Origin of the sequence: Actinomyces johnsonii (assembly GCF_006546835.1) — a bacterium.
Classification (GTDB): Bacteria; Actinomycetota; Actinomycetes; order Actinomycetales; family Actinomycetaceae; genus Actinomyces; species Actinomyces johnsonii.
Map to the genome: position 1 here is coordinate 123111 of NZ_VICB01000010.1, position 20073 is coordinate 143183.

Annotated in this window: 21 protein-coding genes and 1 tRNA gene; 18 read left to right on the top strand and 4 right to left on the bottom strand. The window is 68.9% G+C overall.

Annotation, left to right across the window (positions count from 1 at the left end; all coding sequences use genetic code 11):
- Positions 1–330: 330 nt before the first annotated feature.
- Positions 331–834 carry a helix-turn-helix domain-containing protein gene (locus tag FK256_RS07585; protein ID WP_034472058.1) on the bottom strand — a complete coding sequence of 168 codons (504 nt, stop codon included), beginning with the start codon at positions 832–834 and terminating at the stop codon, positions 331–333.
- Positions 835–1560: 726 nt separating this feature from the next.
- On the opposite strand from FK256_RS07585, the gene FK256_RS07595 reads away from it, so the two are divergent.
- On the top strand, positions 1561–2289 hold the full coding sequence (locus FK256_RS07595; protein ID WP_141424328.1) for a GNAT family N-acetyltransferase: 729 nt from the start codon (positions 1561–1563) through the stop codon (positions 2287–2289).
- A gap of 41 nt (positions 2290–2330) precedes the next feature.
- Here the strand turns inward: FK256_RS07595 and FK256_RS14880 are convergent, their stop codons facing one another.
- Positions 2331–2660, bottom strand: a complete 330-nt coding sequence (locus FK256_RS14880; RefSeq protein ID WP_141424329.1) for a helix-turn-helix domain-containing protein — start codon at positions 2658–2660, stop codon at positions 2331–2333.
- A 392-nt stretch (positions 2661–3052) separates the two neighbouring features.
- A tRNA-Lys gene (locus FK256_RS07605) sits at positions 3053–3126 on the bottom strand.
- 70 nt (positions 3127–3196) lie between these two features.
- Between FK256_RS07605 and FK256_RS14760 the strand changes: the two genes are divergently transcribed.
- The 8 genes from FK256_RS14760 to pstB all read left to right on the top strand — a co-directional run bounded on the left by FK256_RS14760 (position 3197) and on the right by pstB (position 12859).
- Positions 3197–3325, top strand: coding sequence for a hypothetical protein (locus FK256_RS14760; RefSeq protein ID WP_280525785.1), 129 nt, complete (start codon positions 3197–3199; stop codon positions 3323–3325).
- An 84-nt stretch (positions 3326–3409) separates the two neighbouring features.
- Positions 3410–4072, top strand: coding sequence for a hypothetical protein (locus FK256_RS07610; RefSeq protein WP_141424330.1), 663 nt, complete (start codon positions 3410–3412; stop codon positions 4070–4072).
- Positions 4073–4498: 426 nt separating this feature from the next.
- The gene (locus tag FK256_RS07620) at positions 4499–7336 is read left to right on the top strand and encodes an RNA degradosome polyphosphate kinase (RefSeq protein WP_211343548.1); all 2838 of its coding nucleotides are present in this window, start codon (positions 4499–4501) and stop codon (positions 7334–7336) included.
- A 12-nt stretch (positions 7337–7348) separates the two neighbouring features.
- Positions 7349–8377, top strand: coding sequence for an NUDIX hydrolase (locus FK256_RS07625; RefSeq protein WP_141424331.1), 1029 nt, complete (start codon positions 7349–7351; stop codon positions 8375–8377).
- 241 nt (positions 8378–8618) lie between these two features.
- Positions 8619–9692, top strand: a complete 1074-nt coding sequence (pstS, locus tag FK256_RS07630) for a phosphate ABC transporter substrate-binding protein PstS (protein WP_141424332.1) — start codon at positions 8619–8621, stop codon at positions 9690–9692.
- A 100-nt stretch (positions 9693–9792) separates the two neighbouring features.
- The gene (pstC, locus tag FK256_RS07635) at positions 9793–10806 is read left to right on the top strand and encodes a phosphate ABC transporter permease subunit PstC (protein ID WP_021610404.1); all 1014 of its coding nucleotides are present in this window, start codon (positions 9793–9795) and stop codon (positions 10804–10806) included.
- Position 10807: 1 nt separating this feature from the next.
- Positions 10808–11989: a phosphate ABC transporter permease PstA gene (pstA, locus tag FK256_RS07640; RefSeq protein WP_211343549.1), complete on the top strand. Its 1182-nt coding sequence runs from the start codon at positions 10808–10810 to the stop codon at positions 11987–11989.
- 90 nt (positions 11990–12079) lie between these two features.
- Positions 12080–12859, top strand: a complete 780-nt coding sequence (gene pstB / locus FK256_RS07645) for a phosphate ABC transporter ATP-binding protein PstB (protein ID WP_003781705.1) — start codon at positions 12080–12082, stop codon at positions 12857–12859.
- A 420-nt stretch (positions 12860–13279) separates the two neighbouring features.
- On the opposite strand, the gene FK256_RS07650 is transcribed toward pstB, so the two are convergent.
- Positions 13280–13951 (bottom strand): winged helix-turn-helix domain-containing protein, encoded by a 672-nt coding sequence (locus FK256_RS07650; RefSeq protein ID WP_021610406.1) that lies wholly within the window; start codon positions 13949–13951, stop codon positions 13280–13282.
- A gap of 174 nt (positions 13952–14125) precedes the next feature.
- Between FK256_RS07650 and FK256_RS07655 the strand changes: the two genes are divergently transcribed.
- The 9 genes from FK256_RS07655 (at position 14126) to dtd (ending at position 19966) form a co-directional block, all read left to right on the top strand.
- A complete protein-coding gene (locus FK256_RS07655; RefSeq protein ID WP_034474440.1) occupies positions 14126–15286 on the top strand; it encodes a hypothetical protein in 1161 nt (386 codons plus the stop codon).
- 199 nt (positions 15287–15485) lie between these two features.
- Positions 15486–15821: an ArsR/SmtB family transcription factor gene (locus FK256_RS07660; RefSeq protein ID WP_039894110.1), complete on the top strand. Its 336-nt coding sequence runs from the start codon at positions 15486–15488 to the stop codon at positions 15819–15821.
- Positions 15814–16248 (top strand): SRPBCC family protein, encoded by a 435-nt coding sequence (locus FK256_RS07665; RefSeq protein ID WP_021606584.1) that lies wholly within the window; start codon positions 15814–15816, stop codon positions 16246–16248. Before FK256_RS07660 ends, FK256_RS07665 begins: the two co-directional genes overlap by 8 nt.
- 21 nt (positions 16249–16269) lie before the next feature.
- Complete coding sequence (locus FK256_RS07670) at positions 16270–16626, top strand: TfoX/Sxy family protein (protein ID WP_039894120.1); 357 nt, start codon at positions 16270–16272, stop codon at positions 16624–16626.
- Positions 16627–16635: 9 nt separating this feature from the next.
- A complete protein-coding gene (locus FK256_RS07675; protein WP_141424333.1) occupies positions 16636–16890 on the top strand; it encodes a DUF2461 family protein in 255 nt (84 codons plus the stop codon).
- A 64-nt stretch (positions 16891–16954) separates the two neighbouring features.
- Positions 16955–17683: a heme-binding beta-barrel domain-containing protein gene (locus tag FK256_RS07680; RefSeq protein ID WP_141424334.1), complete on the top strand. Its 729-nt coding sequence runs from the start codon at positions 16955–16957 to the stop codon at positions 17681–17683.
- On the top strand, positions 17683–18936 hold the full coding sequence (gene ygfZ / locus FK256_RS07685; protein WP_141424335.1) for a CAF17-like 4Fe-4S cluster assembly/insertion protein YgfZ: 1254 nt from the start codon (positions 17683–17685) through the stop codon (positions 18934–18936). The genes FK256_RS07680 and ygfZ overlap by 1 nt, the downstream gene beginning before the upstream one ends.
- A 137-nt stretch (positions 18937–19073) precedes the next feature.
- Positions 19074–19538, top strand: coding sequence for a DUF2516 family protein (locus FK256_RS07690; RefSeq protein WP_141424336.1), 465 nt, complete (start codon positions 19074–19076; stop codon positions 19536–19538).
- Positions 19538–19966 carry a D-aminoacyl-tRNA deacylase gene (gene dtd, locus FK256_RS07695; RefSeq protein WP_141424337.1) on the top strand — a complete coding sequence of 143 codons (429 nt, stop codon included), beginning with the start codon at positions 19538–19540 and terminating at the stop codon, positions 19964–19966. The genes FK256_RS07690 and dtd overlap by 1 nt, the downstream gene beginning before the upstream one ends.
- Positions 19967–20073: the final 107 nt, after the last annotated feature.

The following is a 20073-nucleotide window of genomic DNA, read 5'->3' on the forward strand; positions in this document are numbered from 1 at the left end:
GCGTCCTCTCCCGCCCCCGCTGGACTGGGCGTCCACCCCACGTGGATCGGTGCCACCTGAGCTCACCTGATTCCAGCAACCATCACGCAGCCCGAAACCATGTGCTGGCAGGGCACTGGGATACTGCTTTTGGCCTGTTCCGGGTGCCCCACTTCCTATGCTCATTGTGGTCCACGGATCTCGCGGGCAGTCCCACCGGAGGTACCGAGCCCCCTTGGCGGGCGTCCTTGATGCGACTCGTCGAGGTGCAGACATGACAGAGCAGCGCTGGCCATCATGGTGGGGAGTCACCCGGGTACAATCGGGTGACTCCCCAGGCAAGCAATCGGCTTAGCTGAACCAGTTGCTCAGGGCATCCGCAAGGGCGCTGGCGGTCAGGACCAGGCGGGCGGCGTAGTTCACTGCTTCGCCCACCTTCCGGACCGTTACCTTGCACTTGTGGGCTATGATGTGTTGGTCCACCTGCTTGGACGCGGACTCGCTTTGCCTGTGGGGTCCGGTCGGACGAGATCCTTGCGAGCCGTTTCTGGGGGCGCCCCAGTCGGGTGCAGCACCTATATGAACCTGATAGACGTCCGTCAACCGAAGCGTATCGGTCGACTCATCCATCGCCCACCGGTACTCATGCGTCAGCAGCCCCAGTTTCTCCAGATGCCCCAGGCAATGACGCAACGTCGATGGCGATGTCCCCATCATGTGGGCAAGTCGATCTTGTGACAGCCGCACGCAGTCACGATCATCCGCATGCTCCGCTAAGACCAGAAGCAGCAACCTCTCCAGTGGCTCCAGGCCTCGCACCTTGTGAACAGCCCAATGTGACGCCTTGAAACTCACGCCAGCTCTCCTTTCATCAACGCCGGCACTACGCCAGCAGAATTGCTTTCACCTAGGACGACGACCGGGGTGAGCACATTGCGACCCCGCGGCCCAGAAGCAGCGCCTTACTGCTCCCACCTACATCCGTGCCGACGTGCGCCACGCCCTATCCGAACTGACGAGCTCAACATCGAACCCGTGCTCAACCCCCAAGAAACTAGCCCCAAGTGGTCCGTCACAGCTCCACCTCAGAGGGCTGCACCAACATGCACTCCAGGCCTCAGGCTGGATAATCTCGTTGCTTCTTGTGGTGAGGGGGAGTAGGCGCCAGTTGCCTGCGTCCCGGGTGTGAAGAAGGCGCCGGCCCTCGGCACACAGCCGCAGCACACCGCAGTACCTCCTATCCAGGCAACCGCCAGGAGGGCCGAGGGTTCGAACAGCCAGCAGCACCATGGCTCCAGATCCAGCGCATGCCAGTAGGACTCAGGAGAAAACACCATCACGACCACCTCGAACCTCGCCGCAGGAATACTTGTCGTAGGTCACAGGAACAATTGGGGACGTGTGGGAGGACGCCAGCCTGGGCGCCCTCCCACCCCGGCCAGGCGACGCACCACCGCCACCCGGCCACCAGGACCAGCAGAAACCACCTACCGACCCCATAAGGGCGACAACGGACCAACCGCCACGCCCCACTGAAGCAACGACGGAACCGCCGCCGTGCTCCAAGAAAGGAGAGCCACCATGGCTCACAACATCCTCAAAACCCTCAGAAACCTCCTCCGCTGGCCTACCAGCGACACCGACGTCATCCCCACCAGCAGGACAGGAACCACCGAACTCGACATCCGACCCGCCGCGACGCAGGAAGAAGTACAGGCAATCCACACCCTCCTCACCGAACAAGTCCCGTACCCAAACTTCGTTCCGCTCCCAGAAGTCCTGCCCAACCGGCACAACCACCTGCACCGGGAACTGATAGGAGCTTGGCGCGACAGCCACCTCATAGGAGCCGCCTTCATCGGACCCGCCGAACAAGAGGCCCACAACCTCGTAGGACCCACAGCGCACCACGACGCCGAGGTGATCCTCCGCGACGTGGCCATGATCCACAGCCTCGCCGTAGAACCCGCCCACCGGCGCCAAGGCACCGCTCTGGCCATCAAGCACCACCTCAACACCTGGGCGCGCGACCACGGCGCACACCTGATCCTCGCCGTCCCAATGAACCAGGCGTCCCGCAACCTCAACGAGGCAGCCAACTACATCCTCCTCCCACCGGACATCACGCTCATCATGCAGATCAAGGCACACGCAAGCGCCCACGGATTCCCCGCGAAAGAAGGCACCACCTGGGCGCTTCGCATCCTCGACCAAGCAACCGACCCTCCCATCCGCGTGGGAGTACACCAACCGATGCCCCACGCGAACCGGGGCGAACACCACATCCTGAGCGTCCAGTTCCTCAACTGACACCACGCACTCGGCCCACGACCGCCCCCCAACGGCACCCATCACAACAACACCCCCTCACCAGGCAAAACCCCATCCTCAACCCCAGACATCGACGACGAGGGAGAAGCGGGAAGCTCGGATGGGCGCTGCGGTCGAGACAGGCGGGTCATCTTCTCCAGTTCCTCCTTAACGGCCCACCAAGGAACCAGGTACTGACCCCCAAGCGTCTTGCTGGCCGGGAGTCGGCCGCTCCGAATCTGGCGCCGGACAGAGTCCACACTCATCCAGAAGAGAACCTCCGCGACCTCCTTAGGGGTAAGAAAGTCATCGTCCTTCCTGTTGGCAAGAAGATCGTCTTCGTCTCCATATTGCATGTCATGCACCCTCATGGCAGTAACATATGTCGTGCACCGCGTATCGTCAAGACTCGTGTTGCACGTAATGTACGTTATGCACTATGCTCATGCCATGAGAACTACGAGTCCAAGCCGTGCCGCCTACAACGAGGCGTTGGGCATGACTGTCAACCAGTTGCTCTTCGAGCATCGAATGACGCGTAAGGACTTGGCTGACCAGTTCGGTGTCACGCGATCTGTCATCAGTCGCAAACTCCGCGGTCAGGTCAGCTGGACCGCTGAAGAGCTCTCCATCATGGCCTTGCTATTCGACCGTAAGGTGGATGACTTCGCTCCGATCCGCAACGGTGAAGAGTGGGTGCCGGCTGAGTGGCGTCCGGCTATGAAGAAGGCACCGGTCCCTGGTGGGGCGAAGGCTGAGGGAGTACCCCCTGTGGGGCTCGAACCCACGACCTTCGGATTAAAAGTCCGCAGCTCTAACCAACTGAGCTAAGGGGGCGCAGCGACGACCGGAAGCAGAGTCACAGGCGCCGTCGGCAGGGGCCAGCATAACCGAACAACCGATCGTCGTGTCGAACTCGCCGCGCCGCCGGCCCGCCCGGGCCGGCGGCGGTCGTCGCGAGCCCTCCACCGGCCGCGCTCTTCCCGCCCCGTCGAACCCGTTGCCGCCGATCGTCTCCGCCGTCGGCCGGAAGTGAACCGGTGGGGGAGGGCCTGCCCACTCGCGAGACAATAAGCCTGCGCGTCGTCGCCGGCGCGCCCGCACCGCGTGAGGAGTCCCCATGGCCCGCCAGTTCCACCGTCCCGCCCGGCTCGACCCCGAGGCCGCCGAGCAGATCGAGGGCAGCGCCGATACCGCCGTTGCCTCCGAGCTCGCCCACCGGGCCGCTCAGGCCCTCATCGGCGGCTTCCCCGGTACCGAGGACGGTGACGACCCCATCACCCGCTCCGGCATCGTCACCGCGGTCGCCACCAACGGCGTCGACGACATCGCCGAGTTGTGGGCCGACTCCCCGGCCACCACCCTGCCCGGCGCCCTGTGGCGCCTATTCCTCGTGCGCGAGTGGATCCGCCGCGATCCTGAGCTCGTCGCCCGTCGCTACGCCACCGTCGTCGACCTCACTGGCGCCGACGATGCCGCCACCACCCGCCTCGAAGCGGCACTCGGCCAGGCGCGCGCCGTGCCCGCCCCCGACGAGCTGCGCGAGCGCCTCGATGCCGTCCTGGCCGGAGACGTCATGGGCTCCGTCACCGGGCTTGCCCCGCTGCTGACCGCCACCGCAGGTTTCCTGCGCGCTCTGGCGGCCGGCTCCAACCCCGTGTGGATCGAGGACGACACCGACGAGCTCGCCGACCGCGTCACCCGCCGCGACTCCGCCCTCCTGGCCACCGCCGACGAGCTCACCGACTCCGCCGGTCGCGCGGCCGCCGGACTCCTCGACTGAGAGGGCCTTGCGCAGGGGCTATCCGAGCGCGGGATGTCCAAATCGGTGACAAAGGCCTGAAGCAAGCGCCCGTAGGTGGATCAAAACCGCATGATTCCGCGGTTCTGTTGAAGGTATGAAGAGTGTGCAGGCTCCTTTGTCTCCGATTAGGACACCAACGGCACCATCGGCGAGATTATGAACGCTGCGTCGGTGCAGTTACCGGCGTGAATCGCAGCCTCTGTACGTAGGGGAGTCGTGCGGGCCTCCGAATGGCTGCTGCGCGAGGAACAGGTAGGTGCATTGCGCGCGAGGTAGGGGCGTGCAGCGGGGTTGAGGTTCAGCCGGTGCACCCCGGGGCTCGCGCAGTAGCGGCGCCCTGCGCATTCGCCCAACCGGAGCGGATCATCGTCCCACAAGGCCGCTCGGACGTGGGACCATGTGGTCATGACCAACGACGCGCCTCACTCCGCCCCTACGCCGCTCTCCCGCTTCCTGGGCGGGTGGATGCGTCACCCGAGCCCCCAGGAGCCTGAGCAGGTGTCCGACGACGTCGAGGCGGCCGAGGCGGCCCAGTCGGCGGTGTCCCCGGAGGCCGCGGGCCCCGGCGAGCCGGCGGTCTCGGCTGAGGTCGCCGAGCCCGAGGGCCGCGGTGAGCTTGACGACGCCCCAGCCTCTCCCGGCGGCTCGCCCACCGACGACGGGAGCCCCGAGGGGCACAATGCCGCCGGACGCCTCGAGCAGCCCGACGACTCAGCCGACTCCGAGGATATCGAGGAGTCCGCCGAGGAAGAGCACGTCATCGAGGTCGCCGACCCGCGCGACTTCGCCGACGACTCCGGCCCCCAGTACGAGGATGAGGACTTCGACGACATCGTTGACGGCGAGGCGGCCCCGGCCCCCGGCCCCATCGGCACCGCGACCCCCGCCATCGCCCCCTCCTCCATCACCTCCGCCAGCTCGCAGTCTGCCCCCTCCGCCGCCGAAGCCCTGGCGACGCCATCGACCGCCGTGCTGGGGGAGCAGGGATCCTCCGCCCCCGGCAGCGCCGCCAGCTCGGGCCACGCCGTCAGCCCCGCCTCCTCGGCCTCCTCACTGAGCTCGGCCAGCGCCGCAGACGCCGCGGCCTCGGCCGCCTCCGCCGACACCGCCCAGGTCGACCCCGAGAGCCTCCTGCCATCCCTGAAATCCTTCAAGAACCGTTTCATCGACCGGGAGCTGACCTGGCTGGACTTCAACGAGCGGGTCCTGGAGCAGGCCGAGGACCATACCTTGCCCCTGCTGGAACGCGCCTGGTTCCTGGCGATCTTCTCCTCCAACCTGGATGAGTTCTACATGGTGCGCGTCGCCGGGCTCATGCGCCGCATCAAGGCCGGCATCACCCCGGTGCGCGCCTCCGGCCTGGACGCCAACCAGGTCCTGGCCCAGGTCACCAGCCGCGCCAAGGAACTCACCGCCCGCCAGGCCGCCCTCTTCCAGGAGGACATCCGCCCCGCCCTGGCCGAGCGCAACGTGGACATCCTGGGCTGGGACGAGCTCAACTCCGACCAGCAGGAGCGCCTGACCCGCTACTTCCGCCACCAGATCTACCCGGTCCTGACCCCGCTGGCGGTCGACCCCTCCCACCCCTTCCCCTACATCTCGGGCCTGTCCCTCAACCTCGCCGTCATCCTGCGCAACCCGCGTAGCGGCAAGGAGCACTTCGCCCGCATCAAGGTCCCCGACTCCCTGCCGCGCCTGGTCCAGGTCCCCGGCCGCGAACTCGACGCTGCGGACAAGGCCACCGGCTGCGCCGTCATCCCCCTGGAGGTCGTCGTCGGCCAGCACCTCGACCACCTCTTCCCGGGCATGGACATCCTGGAGCACCACCTCTTCCGGGTCACCCGCAACGAGGACCTCGAGGTCGAGGAGGACGACGCCGAGAACCTCCTCAAGGCCATGGAGAAGGAGCTCGAGCGGCGCCGCTTCGGCGACTGCGTGCGCCTGGAGGTGGAGGACACCATCTCCTCCTTCACCCGTCGCTACCTCGTGCGCGCCCTGGGCCTGAAGACCGACGACGTCTTCGAGCTCCCCGCGCCCCTGGACCTGACCTGCCTCAACCAGCTCCACGACCTGGACATCCCCGACCTGAAGTACCCGCGATTCGTGCCGGTGACGGCCGCGGGGCTGGCCGCCTACGAATCCTCCTCCGCGCCGGACGTCTTCGCCGCCATGCGCGAGCACGACGTCCTCCTGCACCATCCCTACGACTCCTTCTCCACCTCCGTCCAGGAGTTCGTCGCCCAGGCCGCCGCCGACCCCAAGGTCCTGGCCATTAAGCAGACCCTCTACCGCACCTCGGGCGACTCCCCGATCGTGGACGCCCTCATCGAAGCCGCCGAGGCCGGCAAGCAGGTCGTCGCCATCGTGGAGATCAAGGCCCGCTTCGACGAAGAGGCCAACATCTCCTGGGCCCGCAAGCTCGAGCGCGCCGGCGTCCACGTCGTCTACGGCATGGTCGGCCTCAAGACGCACTGCAAGCTGCTGCTCGTCGTGCGCCAGGAATCCGACGGCCTGCGCCGCTACTGCCACGTCGGCACCGGCAACTACCACCCCAAGACCGCCCGCGGCTACGAGGATCTGGGCCTGCTGACCTGTGACCGCGATGTCGCCCAGGACCTGACCACCCTGTTCAACCAGCTCTCCGGCTACGCCCCGCGTGCCCGCTTCCGCCGCCTGCTCGTGGCGCCCCGCGGCCTGCGCGACGGGCTGGTCGAGCGCATCGAGCAGGAGATCGCCAACCATAGGGCCGGCCTGCCCGCTTGGATCCGCATCAAGGTCAACTCCATCGTCGACGAGACCGTCATCAACGCTCTCTACCGCGCCTCGCGCGCCGGGGTGCAGGTCGACATCGTCGTGCGCGGCATCTGCGGCCTGCGCGCCGGCGTCGAGGGCCTCAGCGAGAACATCCGGGTGCGCTCGATCCTGGGGCGCTTCCTGGAGCATTCGCGCATCTACGCCTTCGCAGCCGGCGGCCAGACCGAGCTGTTCATCGGCTCGGCCGACCTCATGCACCGCAACCTCGACCGCCGCGTCGAGGCCCTGGTACGCATCACCGATCCCGCCATGGTCGAGGACCTCCAGTGGCTGGTCACCCACTGCGCCTCCGACGACGTCTCCTCCTGGCACCTCCAGCCCGACGGCTCCTGGGAGCGTCACCTCCTCGACGCCGAGGGCAACCGCCTCGAGGACATCCAGACTAGCCTCATGGCCCGGGCGCGCTCGCGCGTCAAGGGCCGTCACTGAGACGGCCGTGCCATGAGCTCGTCCAGCAAGAAGAACAGATCGCGCGAGACTGTGAAGGCCGCCGGCGCCCTGGTGTGGCGCGAGAACGGCAAGCACCTCGAGGTGCTCCTGGTCCACCGCCCCCGCTACGACGACTGGTCCATTCCCAAGGGCAAGGTCGACCCCTGCGAGTCGGTGCGCACCTGCGCCGTGCGCGAGGTCGCCGAGGAGACCGGCGTCCAGGTGATCCTCGGACAGCCGCTCAGCCGCGTGCGCTACACGATCGGTGGCGGCGCCCGGAAGGAAGTCCATTACTGGGCCGCCCGCGTCGCCCCCGGCTCCTCAGCGGCCGTCGCCGCCCGCGCCGCCGTCAAGCCCGCCTCCACTAAGGAGATCGACGACGTCGAGTGGCTGCGCGTGGGCCAGGCCCGCAAGCGCCTGACCTACTCCTACGACCGCGACCTGCTCGGTGAACTCGTCGACCTGTGGGAGGACGGCAAGCTCGACACCTGGACCCTGGTCCTCGTACGCCACGGCCGAGCCGTCAAGCGCTCGGTATGGGATCGCCCCAAGGAACGGGACAAGGAGACCGACGAGGCCACCCGCCCCCTGACCCACGACCAGGGCGAGACCCGGGCCCGCGCCCTCGTCCCGATCCTGGCCGCCTACGGGGTGGGCCGGGTCATCACCAGCCCCTGGAAGCGATGCGTGGACACGGTCGCCCCCTATGCCGCGGCCGCGGGTCTGACCCTGGAGATGGCCGGCGCCTTCACCGAGATGGCCCACGCGGACAACCCCAAGGGCGTGCGCTCCGTAGTCAAGAAGGTCCTGCGCGTGCGCGAGGAGCCGGCGGCGCTGTGCACCCACCGGCCCGTCCTGCCCACCATCATGGACGTCGTCTCCCACTACGCGCCCGGCAAGCTCCTGCGCTCCGTGCCCGACCGGGACCCCTGGCTCAAGACCGGGGAGATCCTCGTGGTCCACATGGCCCGCCGCCCCCGCGGCAAGATCCGCGCCGTCGCCATCGAGAAGCAGCGCCCCGTCCTGTCCGAGGGTCGCTGACCGATGCCCTGGGGGCATGCCGTGGTTACTCCACCTGCGAGCGGGACTTGCGCCATGCCTCGATCACTTTCCATGAGGTGCTGTCTATCGACCACCATATCAAATAGTGGCGGTCCTCACAGAGGGTGTTTACCGTTCGTTTACCGCCGTCACCCGGAACCTTCATTCGGGGCGCCTATCGTTTCGGCTGCCTGACATTCGCCCGGCATCCGACTGAACCCCGACTCAGCGAGGAGAGCCTGTGCTCCTGACCCGTCGCGGCGCCCTGGGCGCCCTGAGCGCGGCCGCCCTGACCGCGCTGGCCGCCTGCGGGCGCGACGCCGGCGTCGCCGACCCCAACGCCTCCAGCGACCTGGAGGGGGAGATCCGCGGTGCGGGCGCCACCTCCCAGTCCGACGCGCAGGACGCTTGGATGAACGCCTTCATGGGCGCCAACCTGCGCGCCACCGTCGACTACGCCGGTGGCGGCTCTGGGGCCGGACGCACCAAGCTCGTCGAGGGCGCCATCGACTTCGCCGGCACCGACACCCCCATGACCACCGACGAGATCAACAAGGTCGGCGGCGTCGTCGAACTGCCCCTGTACGTCTCCCCGATCGCCGTGGCCTACAACCTGCCCGGCCTCACCGGCGAGTCCCACGTCAACATGACCGGCGAGGTCCTCGCCCGGGTCCTCTCCGGCGCCATCACCCGCTGGAACGACCCCGCCCTGGCCGCCCTCAACCCCGGCGCCGCCCTGCCGGACCAACGGATCATCGTCGTGGGACGCTCCGACGACTCCGGCACCACCAAGGCCCTGACCACCTACCTGGCCACCGTCGCCCCCGAAGTGTGGTCCCACGAGCCCGAGGAGACCTGGCCGCTGCGCGGCGGCCAGTCCGGCGACGGCACCGCCGGCATGATCCAGACCGTCTCCGCGGCCACCGGCACCATCGGCTACGCCGATGCCTCCAAGGTCCCCGCCGCCCTGGGAACCGTCGCTGTCGGCAGCAACGGGGCCTACGTGCCCGTCTCCGCCGACGCCGCGGCCGCCGCCCTCGACGCCGCCACCCTGGGCGCCGAGGCCGACGAGACCCGCCTGCTCTACACGCCCAGTCACGACGCCGACGGCGCCTACCCCATCGTCCTGGTCTCCTACCTCGCCGCCCGCCTGCGCTACGACGACGCCGAGATCGCCGCCGTCGTCAAGGCCTACCTGCGCTTCGCGGCCTCCACCAGGGGGCAGGACGCCTCAGTCAAGGCCACCGGCTGCGCCCCCATCACCCGCCAGATGCGCGAGAAGATCAACGCCGCCATCGACAAGATCGCCGCCTGAGCCGGCCGGCCAACCGTCACGACGCCGCACCGAACCGCACATGTCCAGTCAGCACCCGCCCGCCCAGCCGCCGCCCCAGACACCCCGAGGAGGGTCAGCCGTGGCCAGCACCACCGCACCGTCGTCGGCCCCACCGCCCGGCGCCACGACCGCGCCCAGCAGCTCCGACGACGTCGCCATCCAGCCCGGGAAGGCCCCCGGACAGACCGGCAACCGGATCTTCACCGGCCTGTCCTTCGGGGCCGGCACCCTCATCATGGTGGTCCTCGCCCTCGTGGCCGCCTTCCTCATCCGGGAGGCGCTGCCCGCCCTGACGGCCTCGCGCGAGACCCTCGCATCGGTCTCCTTCATGCGCGAGAGCAGCCTGTGGGGCTACGTGGCCCCGCTCGTCTTCGGCACGCTGCTGTCCTCGGCCATCGCCCTGGGGGTCGCGGTGCCGCTGAGCATCGGGGTGGCCCTGTTCATCTCCCACTTCGCCCCGCGGCGCCTGGCCCAGGCCTTGGGCTACATGGTGGACCTCCTGGCCGCGATCCCCTCGGTGGTCTTCGGCCTGTGGGGCTTCCTGTGGCTAGTGCCCCTGCTCGATCCGGTCAACACCTGGCTGAGCGATACCCTCGGCTTCATCCCGCTGTTCGCCGACTACACGGCCCCGGCCAAGAACATCACCACCGCCTCGCTGGTCCTGGCTGTCATGATCCTGCCGATCATCACCGCCACCATCCGCGAGATCTTCCTGCAGACCCCCACCCTCCAGGAGGAGGCCTCCCTGGCCCTGGGCGCCACCCGCTACGAGATGATCCGACAGGCCGTCCTGCCCTTCGGCCGCTCCGGCATCATCTCCGCCTCCATGCTGGGGCTCGGGCGCGCCCTGGGCGAGACCATGGCCGTCCTCATGATCCTCTCGCCCGGCATGGGGCTGAACCTGCGCATCCTCCAGGCCGGCCAGCACCAGACCATCGCCGCCAACATCGCCTCGCAGTTCCGCGAGGCCTACGGACTGAGCGTCAACGTACTCATCGCCACCGGCCTGGTCCTGTTCATCATCACCTTCGCGGTCAACTCCCTGGCGCGGTGGATCATCGCGCGCCGCTCCGAGTTCTCAGGAGCCAGCTGACATGACGCCCACGAACACGCCCGAGCCCACGTCCAGCCCCAGGTCCGATTCGGCCGCCGACGGCGCCAGGGCGCCCAAGTCCCTCAAGGCCGCGCTCGCGGCCGCCGAGGCCCCGGCCGCCCCCGTCGACCCACTGGCCGACCCGCCCTCCATCGAGGGCGTGCCCCTGACCTCCTACCGTCTGCCCGACTGGTTCATCTGGGCCGCGCTGGGAGCCGCGTTCGTCGTCGTCGGCGGGATCGGCCTGCTGGCCGGCTGGAGCATCGCCGCCGTCGTCACCCTGACCGCCGTCGTGTGGGTGGTGGGCGCTACGGCCGTCTCCTGGGTGCGCGAGGGCGATCGCTGGGGCCGCAACACCCTGGTGACCCTCCTCATTTACCTATCCTTCGCTGTCGTCATGGTGCCCCTGGTCTCCCTGGTGTGGATGGTCCTGTCCGGCGGCTCGGCCCGCTTCGGCTACGACTTCCTGACCACGAACATGCGCGGCGCCGACGCCTCCAACGGCGGCTTCTACCACGGCATCGTCGGCACCCTCCAGATCACCGGGATCGCCACCCTCATCTCGGTGCCCCTGGGACTGTTCACCGCCGTCTTCCTCGTGGAGTACAACGGCGGCTGGATCGCCCGGGCCATCACCTTCCTCGTCGACGTCATGACCGGCATCCCCTCGATCGTGGCCGGGCTGTTCGCCTACTCGATCTTCCTCATCGCGGCCGGCCCCCGCTACCAGGCCGGCATCATCGGCGCTGTGGCCCTGAGCGTCCTCATGACCCCGGTGGTCATCCGCGGCGTGGAGGAGATGCTCAAGCTCGTCCCCTCCCACCTGCGAGAGGCCTCCTACGCCCTGGGCGTGCCCAAATGGCTCACCATCGTCAAGGTGGTGCTGCGCACCGCGGTGGCCGGCATCACCACCTCCGTCATGATCGCGATCGCCCGCGTCATCGGCGAGACCGCCCCACTGCTCATCACCGTGGGCCTGACGATCCGCACCAACACCAACCCGCTGGACGGCTCCATGGCCACCCTGCCGGTACTCGTCTACGACCAGTACTCCCGCGGGGAGGCCGCCGCCATGGAGCGGGCCTGGGCCGGGGCGCTGACCCTCATCATCCTGGTCATGCTGCTCAACCTCGCGGCCCGCCTCATCTCGAAGTACTTCAGCCCCAAGGGCGGCCGGCGCTGATCCCCGCCAGAGCCGCCGGGCCCACAGCGCTCGCAGCGAGCCAGAGCCCTCAGAGTCCCTCCACCGTTCACCTCAGGTAAAGGAACCGACGTGTCCAAGCGCATCGACGTCATCGGCGAGAACATCTACTACGGCGACTTCCTGGCCGTCAAAGACGTCAACGTCGTCATCGAGCCCAAGTCCGTCACCGCCCTCATCGGCCCCTCCGGCTGCGGGAAATCCACCTTCCTGCGCACCCTCAACCGCATGCACGAGACCATCCCCGGCGCCCGCGTCGAGGGACAGGTCATCGTCGACGGCGTCAACCTCTACGGCCCCGGTGTCGACGCCGTCCAGGTGCGCCGCGCCATCGGCATGGTCTTCCAACGACCCAACCCGTTCCCCACGATGTCCATCGCCGAGAACGTCCTGGCCGGCGTTCGCCTCAACAACCGCCGCATCAAGAAGTCCGACGCCGACGACCTGGTGGAGGCCTCCCTGCGCGGGGCCAACCTGTGGGACGAGGTCAAGGACCGCCTCGACCGGCCCGGCCTGGGCCTGTCCGGCGGCCAGCAGCAGCGCCTGTGCATCGCCCGCGCCATCGCGGTCAAGCCCGCCGTCCTGCTCATGGACGAGCCCTGCTCCGCCCTGGACCCCATCTCCACGCTCGCCATCGAGGACCTCATCTCCGAGCTCAAGACGGACTACACGATCGTCATCGTCACCCACAACATGCAGCAGGCCTCACGAGTGAGCGACATGACCGGCTTCTTCAACCTGGAGGCCACTGGCAAACCGGGCCACCTCGTCGAGTACGACTCCACCGACAAGATCTTCTCCGCCCCCAGCCAGCAGGCCACAGAGGACTACATCTCCGGCCGCTTCGGCTGAGGGACGAGGGCCCAGATGTCAAAAATGGAGGCTTTTCAGACCGCCTGGGGCCGATGTGAGCGCACCCTGATTCACGTTTGTGCAGGTCAGCGTGTTACATGTCGGTCCGGGAGCCTGTGCCGAGTAGGTAAAAGCCTCCCAGAGTGACACTTTTAGTGCGTTGCGTGACGCGGCGGTGCGACACGAGGGGGTAGGCGGGCGACAGTCTGCTCCGGAGATTGAGAGAGAGGAGGACGTCGGGCCGGAGAGCGCCAGTCGGCGCGAATGCCGCTCGTGGCGGCTTGAGTTGGAGCCCGGGGCCCGTCGCGGCCCGACGCCGCCCAAGAGTTTACAGGTCCGGGCTGTCGGCCGTCCCGGTGTCCGCCAAGCGGCCGTGGGGAGTCCTCTGCCCTCCCTGGTCCGCTCCTGACCGCTGCGCCTCTACGCGTCCTCGGGGGCGTCCAGGCGGTAGCCGACGTTGCGAACCGTGCCGATGAGGTTGTCGTGCTCGGTGCCCAGCTTGGCGCGCAGGCGGCGGATATGGACGTCCACCGTGCGCGAGCCGCCGATGTAGTCCTCGCCCCACACCTCGTGCAGGAGCGCGTCGCGGGTGAGTACCCGGCCCCGGTTGGCGGCCAGGAACTTCAGCAGTTCGAACTCCTTGTAGGTCAGGTCCAGGATCGAGCCGCGCAGACGGGCCGTATAGGCGGTGACGTCGATGACGAGGTCGCCGACGTCGATGCGGTCGTCGTCGGCCTCGGCCGTCACCGGGACATGGGCACGCAGCAGCCGCAGCCGGGCCGACAGCTCGGCGGGCTCGGCCCCGGCCATGACGAAGTCGGCGGCGCCCCAGTCGATCTGGACCGCGGCGGCGCCGCCCTCCTCCAGGATGAGGATGATGGGCGGGCAGTCCATGGGTCCGGTGAAGAGCTGGCACAGGGCGCGGGCCCGGGTCAGGTCCCCGCGCGCATCGATCATGACGACGTCGGCGCGGTCCACCTCCGCGTAGGAGGAAGGAATCGGGGGAAGACACTCCACCTGGGAGTCGAGGAAGGACGCTGCGGGCAGAACGTCGGTGGCGTCACTCTCACGAGTGAACATGATGATCCGCATGGCTGCTCCCTTCGGGGCTCTCGACCGGGACTCACCGGCGCAGACGACCTGAGCAGCGGCGATACTGTCGGGGCCAAGTCAACCACACCTGGGCGAGAGCTAAATCTTCTGGGTGGGAACTGACCGGATAGGGCGACGGCGGAGTGGGGCCGCCGACCGTCCGGGTGTGCGACGATGCGTACTGTGACTACCCATCACCGACGAGCCCAACCGGCTGCGCGCGCCCGCGGAGCCTCCCGTGATTCCCGCGCCGACTCCAGCGCTGCCGCCGTTCCTACGGCGCCCGCGGACGTCCGTGGCGCGACGGACTGGGCCAGCGTCATCGGGGCAGGTTATTCCAGTGGCTCCGGTGAATCCTCCGGAAAGCCGGCTCCCAGCACCACGATGTCGACGGGGTCGACGGGGTCGGCCCGTTCGGCAGCCTCCGGAGGCACCGCCGGTTCTGCGGCGTCGGCGCGCTCGGCCGACTCGGTGGATACCCTCGACGTCGCCGAGGACCTGGGCTACGCCACCCGCCGCGCCTCCAATCGCCCCAAGGAGCCGGGCCTGGTGGACCCGGCCTGGACCCGGCTCGCTTTCGCGGGCATCGTGCCGCTGCTGCTGGCGGTCGGCTCGGTGCTGCCCGGTTGGGTCAGGCTCGTACTCGTGGCCGTCCTCGTGCCCGCGGCCGCCCAGGGCTGGCCCGCGCTCGTGCGCGCCCGGCACGACCTGGGCGGCACGATCGTCATGACGATCAGCGGGCTGGCGGCTGCGACCAGCGTCTACCTCCTCGACGATATGGGGGTGGCCGGCCTGGTCATGGCCTTCTCGATCCTGGTGGCCTTCGTCGGCCAGATGCTGAGGCGCGACGGCCGGCACAACCTGGTCGAGGACCTGTCCTCAACGGTCGCGGGCTGCCTCGTGGTGGTCTCCGGCTCGGCCTGGTGCGCCTTGGAGCCGGGGCTGGCCGACCCCGCCATCGTCGTGCCCACCTGTCTCGCCCTGTTCGTCGGCGCGGTGCTGACCGTCCTCAACGTACGCGCCCGGATACTGGAGGTCCTCACCGTCACGCTCCCGGCTCTGCTCGCTGGCGGTGCCGGCTATGTGCTGGCTGCGGCCGGATTCTTCGGCCTGTCCCACATCAGCACGGCCACGGCCCTGCAAAGCGCCGTGGCCTGCGTCGTTGTCGGCTTCGTGGCGGGGATCCTCATGGCCGCAGGCAACCGCGTCCTGTGGACCCACCGGTGGGTGCCCGGCGGGCGGGCGGCGGTGGCCTCCGCGCTCGTGCCGATTCTGTCGGTGGGCGTGCCGGTCTACGCGATCGCCCGCCTCATGGGCGGTTTCCTCGCCGGCTGACGGCGGCCTCCGCCGTCTGCGCGCCCGCTGCCGTATCTGGAGTTCCGCGTCCCCGCGACCGCGCCTTACGGTTCGCGCGCTATCCCGCAACTTCCGAATCCGCGCCGTAAGATGCCGACCCGCGGCTCTATATACAAAAGTACATGAGTACAAATGATTGTTTGTGTTAGGGTGGGGTCGTCAATCTGAGGAGGAGCGCGTGGGAGCAGCAGAGGCGATCGATGTCGATGCGGTGTTGCGGGCGCTGGCTGACGGGAACCGTCGGGCGATCTTGCGGGTTATCCGCTCGGGGCCGCAGCCTGTCGGTGCCGTTGCGCAGGCGGTTGGGATGTCGCAGCAAACCGCCTCGCATCACCTTCGGACCCTTCAGAAGGCGGGGTTGGCGACCGTCACCGCCGATCACACGCGCCGCTTGTACGCACTCAACACGGATGGACTCACGGCGGTGCGCTCCTACCTTGACGACTTCTGGCCCGAGAGGCTGGCGGCCCTCAAGTCCGCCGTCGAGCAGCGAGAGGAGAAGCAGCATGGCTGAGTTTCGGGACTCCATAGAGATCGAGGCGCCCCCGCAGGCGGTGTTCGAGTACCTCACCACCAACGAGGGCATGACGGCGTGGATGGGGCAGTACGCAGATCTCGACCCGGTGCCGGGCGGCCGGTTCGCGGTCGATATCGCCGGCTATCCCGTACGGGGTGAGTACCTTGCGGTCGAGCCGTTCAGGCGCGTGGTGGTCTCCTGGGGATTCGCCGGCAGTGACGAGCTGCCCGCCGGTGCGTCCAGAGTCGAGTTCCTCCTGACTCCGATCGCTGGCGGCACGCGTGTGGACCTGCGCCACGTCAACCTGCCGGAGCCCGAGGTCCGCGGGCACGAATATGGCTGGGCCCACTTCATGCCCCGCCTCGCGATTGCCGGCGCAGGCGGGGACGCCGGACCAGACCGCTGGCAGCCCCTGACCGACTGATCGCCGATGGGAGGCGAAGCCATGGCAGCAATGACACCCGAACAGCGCCACCTCATTCAGCGTGTCCGTGTACTGGTTGATGAGGGACCGGATGTGCGCGAGGTCTCCATGTTCGGAGGCCGAGCAATCATGGTCAACGACAAGATGATCGTCAGCGCCGGAAAGACCGGAGATCTCCTCGTCCGTGTTGATGCCGAGCGTCATGGGGCGCTCCTGGCCGAGCCGGGTGCCGAGCGGGCTCAGATGGGGACCGGGCGCGTCATGGGGCCCGGCTGGATCACCGTCGCCCCCGAGGCCGTCGCCGACGACGAGAGGCTTGCTTTCTGGGTCGACGTCGCCATGAGCTACAACCGCACCATCACCGGCGGAATCGGCTAATACCTCAGCTTGTCAGCCACTGGTATCACCACCGGCTACGGAGCCATGCGGATGACCGCTGACCAGCCACTGAAGAACGCACCGCGCGGCTGGCCGATCGACTACCCCCGCATTAACTTCCTCAGGTGGAAAGGGGCAGCAGTCGTTCAGGAATGGGATACCGATGCCTGGATGTACACCTCTCAGGTGCATGCGGAGAACCGAGCCGTCTGGGCTGCCGTCGATCCTCTCAGGGCCTGGCTCGACGACCACGTATCACAGTGAGCTCGGGGTGCCTGTGCGGGCGGCGTGCGTGTCGCGGGCCGGGCCGACATCGTAGGCTGCAGGCATGGCATTCACCCTTCCTGACGACCTGGCCCCCGAACTCTACCCGCTGGCCTGGCTGGCCGGCACCTGGCGCGGTTACGGCATCCTCACCTACGGCGAGACCGTGCCCGAGCAGGCCGTCTACCAGGAGATGACCTTCGACCACGACGGCGGCCCCTACCTGCGCCAGACCACCACCATCTGGACGGTCGACGCCACTCGCTCCAAGAACCTCGACTTCGAGATGCCCGGCCTCCAGGGCGCCTCCCTACTGGCCCCCGCCCAGATCTGGTCCACCGAGACCACCTACTGGCGGCCCGTCGGCCAGGAGCAGCCGGACGGCGCAGACGCCGCTGAAACCACCGAAGCCACCGCCGACGCCGAGAACTCCGGTGGCCCGCTCACCCCCGTCACCCGGCTCGAACTCGTCTCGGCCGACCCCGCCGGCCACGTCGCCGTCTGGGAAGGTTGGATCCAGGGCCCGCGCGCCCAGGTCGGCACCCAGGCCGTGGGCCGGGCCCGCACCGCCGTCCCCGTGGAGGAGATGACCCGCATGTTCGGACTCGTGGGCGGCGACCTCATGTGGACCCAGGACATGGCCGCCTTCGGTCAGAGCGAGGTGACCACCTACGCCTCCGGCCGCCTCGGCCGCGTCGATGACTTAGACGATTCCGCCGCCCAGCCCGGCTCCGCCCTCGATCCCGTTGATACTGCCGAGCCCGCCTCCGACGACGCCGAGCCGACAGTCTGATGCGCCCCTCCCCACTGCTGAGCCGCCCCGGCGCCATCGCCACCGCTCCTGGCGACCCCGACGAGGCCGTCCCCGCCCACCTCGGCGACCCCGGCCGCGAGCAGGCCGCCCTGACCGAGGGCCGGGCCGCCTGCGCCCTGGCGCGCGACGTCGTCGCCGTCACCGGACCGGACCGCCTGAGCTGGCTAACCACCCTGTCCAGCCAGGTTCTCACCTCCCTGGAACCTGGCGATGGCGGAGCGGAGGCGCTGCTGCTCGACGCCCAAGGGCACATCACCCATGCGCTCGCGGCCCTCGACGACGGCCACGCGCTCTGGCTCGTCACGGAGGCGGGCGGCGGTGAGGACCTCACGGCCTTCCTAGACTCCATGCGCTTCATGCTGCGCGTCGAGGTGGCTGAGCGGCCCGACGTCATGGCGCTGGGAGCCCTCGGGGACGGCCTCGACGCCCTTGCGCAGGCGGCGCGAGACACCCGGGTCGACGTGGCCGACGCCGCCGAAGCCGCTGACCCCGCAGACGCCGCGGAGTCGGCCGGTGCCGAGGCGCGGGGCTCGCTCATCGGCCTGTGGCGCGACCCGTGGCCGGGCGTCGTCGAGGGCGGCACGAGCTACGACGTCGGACTGGAACGGCCGCATCCCGGCGAGGGCTACCGGGCTGGCCTCGTCCTGGTGCCCGCCAGCAGCGTGAGCGCTGTGACGACGGCCTTCCTCGCGACCGAGCCGAACCGCCGCCTGGCCGGAGCCCTGGCCTGGGAGGCACTGCGCATCGAGGCGGGCCGCCCCCGCCGCGCCCGCGAGGCCGACGCCCGCGCGATCCCGCACGAACTGGACTGGCTGCGCACCGCCGTGCACCTGACGAAGGGCTGCTACCCGGGCCAGGAGACGATCGCGCGCACCCTCAACCTGGGGCGCCCGCCGCGCCGCCTGGCGGTGCTCCAGCTCGACGGCCTCGGCGGAGGTCTGCCCCAGCCGGGCGCGAGCGTGCGCATGGGGGAGAGGACCGTGGGCGCCGTGACCTCCGTGGCGCGCCACCACGAGCTCGGCCCCATCGCCCTGGCCCTGCTGCGCCGCGCCGTGCCCGCGGGCGAGCAACTGACCGTGGAGATCACCGAGGTCGACGAGGCCACCGGCGAGACGATCGCCGTCGGGCGGGTCGACGCCGCCCAGGAGCTACTGGTCTCTCCCGAGGGACGCGCCCAGGCCAGCCCCGCCGAGCGCCCCGGCGCCGGGCTGCGCAAGGGCCTGCGGCTCTGAGCGTTTCCCGGCTCCGGGTACCTCTCGCCGGCTGGCGCGTCACCAAGCAGCTACCGGGTGCATGAGACGTCAACTGTTCTCGCTGAGCGTGGCTGTATCACTGGGTTCACGGGCCACCGACCGGTAGCCTGGGGCGCGTGAGCCTCCTTCTTCTCATCGCTTACTACCTCTCTCTCGCCGTCTCACTGATCTGGTGCGCAGCGCAGGTCCTTGCGGCTGTCCTCGGGGTCTGGGCTCTCATCGACTCAGCGCTGAGGCCGGCTCAGCACTACGCCGCGGCGGACAAGCGCAGCAGGAACTTCTGGCTCGTTGTCAACGTGGTGGCGGCCGCGGTGGTGGCTTTCCAAGCGTATGAGGCTTACTGGCACTGGTACTGGGCCATCACGTACGGTAAGGGGGCGTCGACAGGAGTGTCGTTCATCGGTCTGCTGGCCGTGGTGGCCAGCGCTGTCTACCTGGCGGATGTACGCCCTGCTTTGCAGGCGCTGGCGCCTGTGCGGGTGCGCTCCTCGATCCGCATCCCGGGGCGGGCCTCGCAGCGCCGGCCCGGGCGAGGTGGGCGCGCCGGCCGAGGGCCGCGCGACTGGAGCTCTGATCGCTGATGCGCGCAGTTATACAGCGGGTCAGCCGGGCCGCCGTTCGCGTCGACGGCGAGGTGGTTGGGGAGATCACCCGGCCCGGCCTCATGGTCCTGGTCGGGGCCACGCACGACGACGGCCCCACGCAGGTGGCCACGGTGGCCCGCAAGATCGCGGACCTGAGGCTCCTGGAGGGAGAGCTCTCGGTGTCCGATGCCGGTGCGCCGGTGCTCGTCGTCTCCCAGTTCACCCTGTACGCCGATACACGCAAGGGGCGGCGCCCCACCTGGAACAGGGCGGCTCCCGGTGAGGTGGCCGAGCCCCTGGTGGAGGCGGTGGCCGAGGACCTGCGCGGGCGCGGCCTGGAGGTGGCCACCGGCCGCTTCGGCGCCCACATGACGATCGACATGGAGGCCGACGGCCCGGTGACTATTCTGGTCGAGGCCGAGTAGGGGCTGTTGCGAAACTAGGGTGAGGCGTCCGCGTGTTCGTACCCTCTACCCCTCGAGCGCGCGTCCCAAGGTGCGACCGCGACGTCGGCGACCGGTGTGCAGACATC

Coding starts and splice junctions, on each gene's coding strand:
- FK256_RS07665 (WP_021606584.1), top strand. CDS start 15,814: ATGGCTGAGTTTCGGGACTCCATAGAGATCGAGGCGCCCCCGCAGGCG.
- FK256_RS07625 (WP_141424331.1), top strand. CDS start 7,349: ATGAGCTCGTCCAGCAAGAAGAACAGATCGCGCGAGACTGTGAAGGCC.
- FK256_RS14880 (WP_141424329.1), bottom strand. CDS start 2,660: ATGAGGGTGCATGACATGCAATATGGAGACGAAGACGATCTTCTTGCC.
- FK256_RS07655 (WP_034474440.1), top strand. CDS start 14,126: ATGCGTACTGTGACTACCCATCACCGACGAGCCCAACCGGCTGCGCGC.
- dtd (WP_141424337.1), top strand. CDS start 19,538: ATGCGCGCAGTTATACAGCGGGTCAGCCGGGCCGCCGTTCGCGTCGAC.
- ygfZ (WP_141424335.1), top strand. CDS start 17,683: ATGCGCCCCTCCCCACTGCTGAGCCGCCCCGGCGCCATCGCCACCGCT.
- pstA (WP_211343549.1), top strand. CDS start 10,808: ATGACGCCCACGAACACGCCCGAGCCCACGTCCAGCCCCAGGTCCGAT.
- FK256_RS07610 (WP_141424330.1), top strand. CDS start 3,410: ATGGCCCGCCAGTTCCACCGTCCCGCCCGGCTCGACCCCGAGGCCGCC.
- FK256_RS07595 (WP_141424328.1), top strand. CDS start 1,561: ATGGCTCACAACATCCTCAAAACCCTCAGAAACCTCCTCCGCTGGCCT.
- FK256_RS07680 (WP_141424334.1), top strand. CDS start 16,955: ATGGCATTCACCCTTCCTGACGACCTGGCCCCCGAACTCTACCCGCTG.
- FK256_RS07670 (WP_039894120.1), top strand. CDS start 16,270: ATGGCAGCAATGACACCCGAACAGCGCCACCTCATTCAGCGTGTCCGT.
- FK256_RS07620 (WP_211343548.1), top strand. CDS start 4,499: ATGACCAACGACGCGCCTCACTCCGCCCCTACGCCGCTCTCCCGCTTC.
- FK256_RS07650 (WP_021610406.1), bottom strand. CDS start 13,951: ATGCGGATCATCATGTTCACTCGTGAGAGTGACGCCACCGACGTTCTG.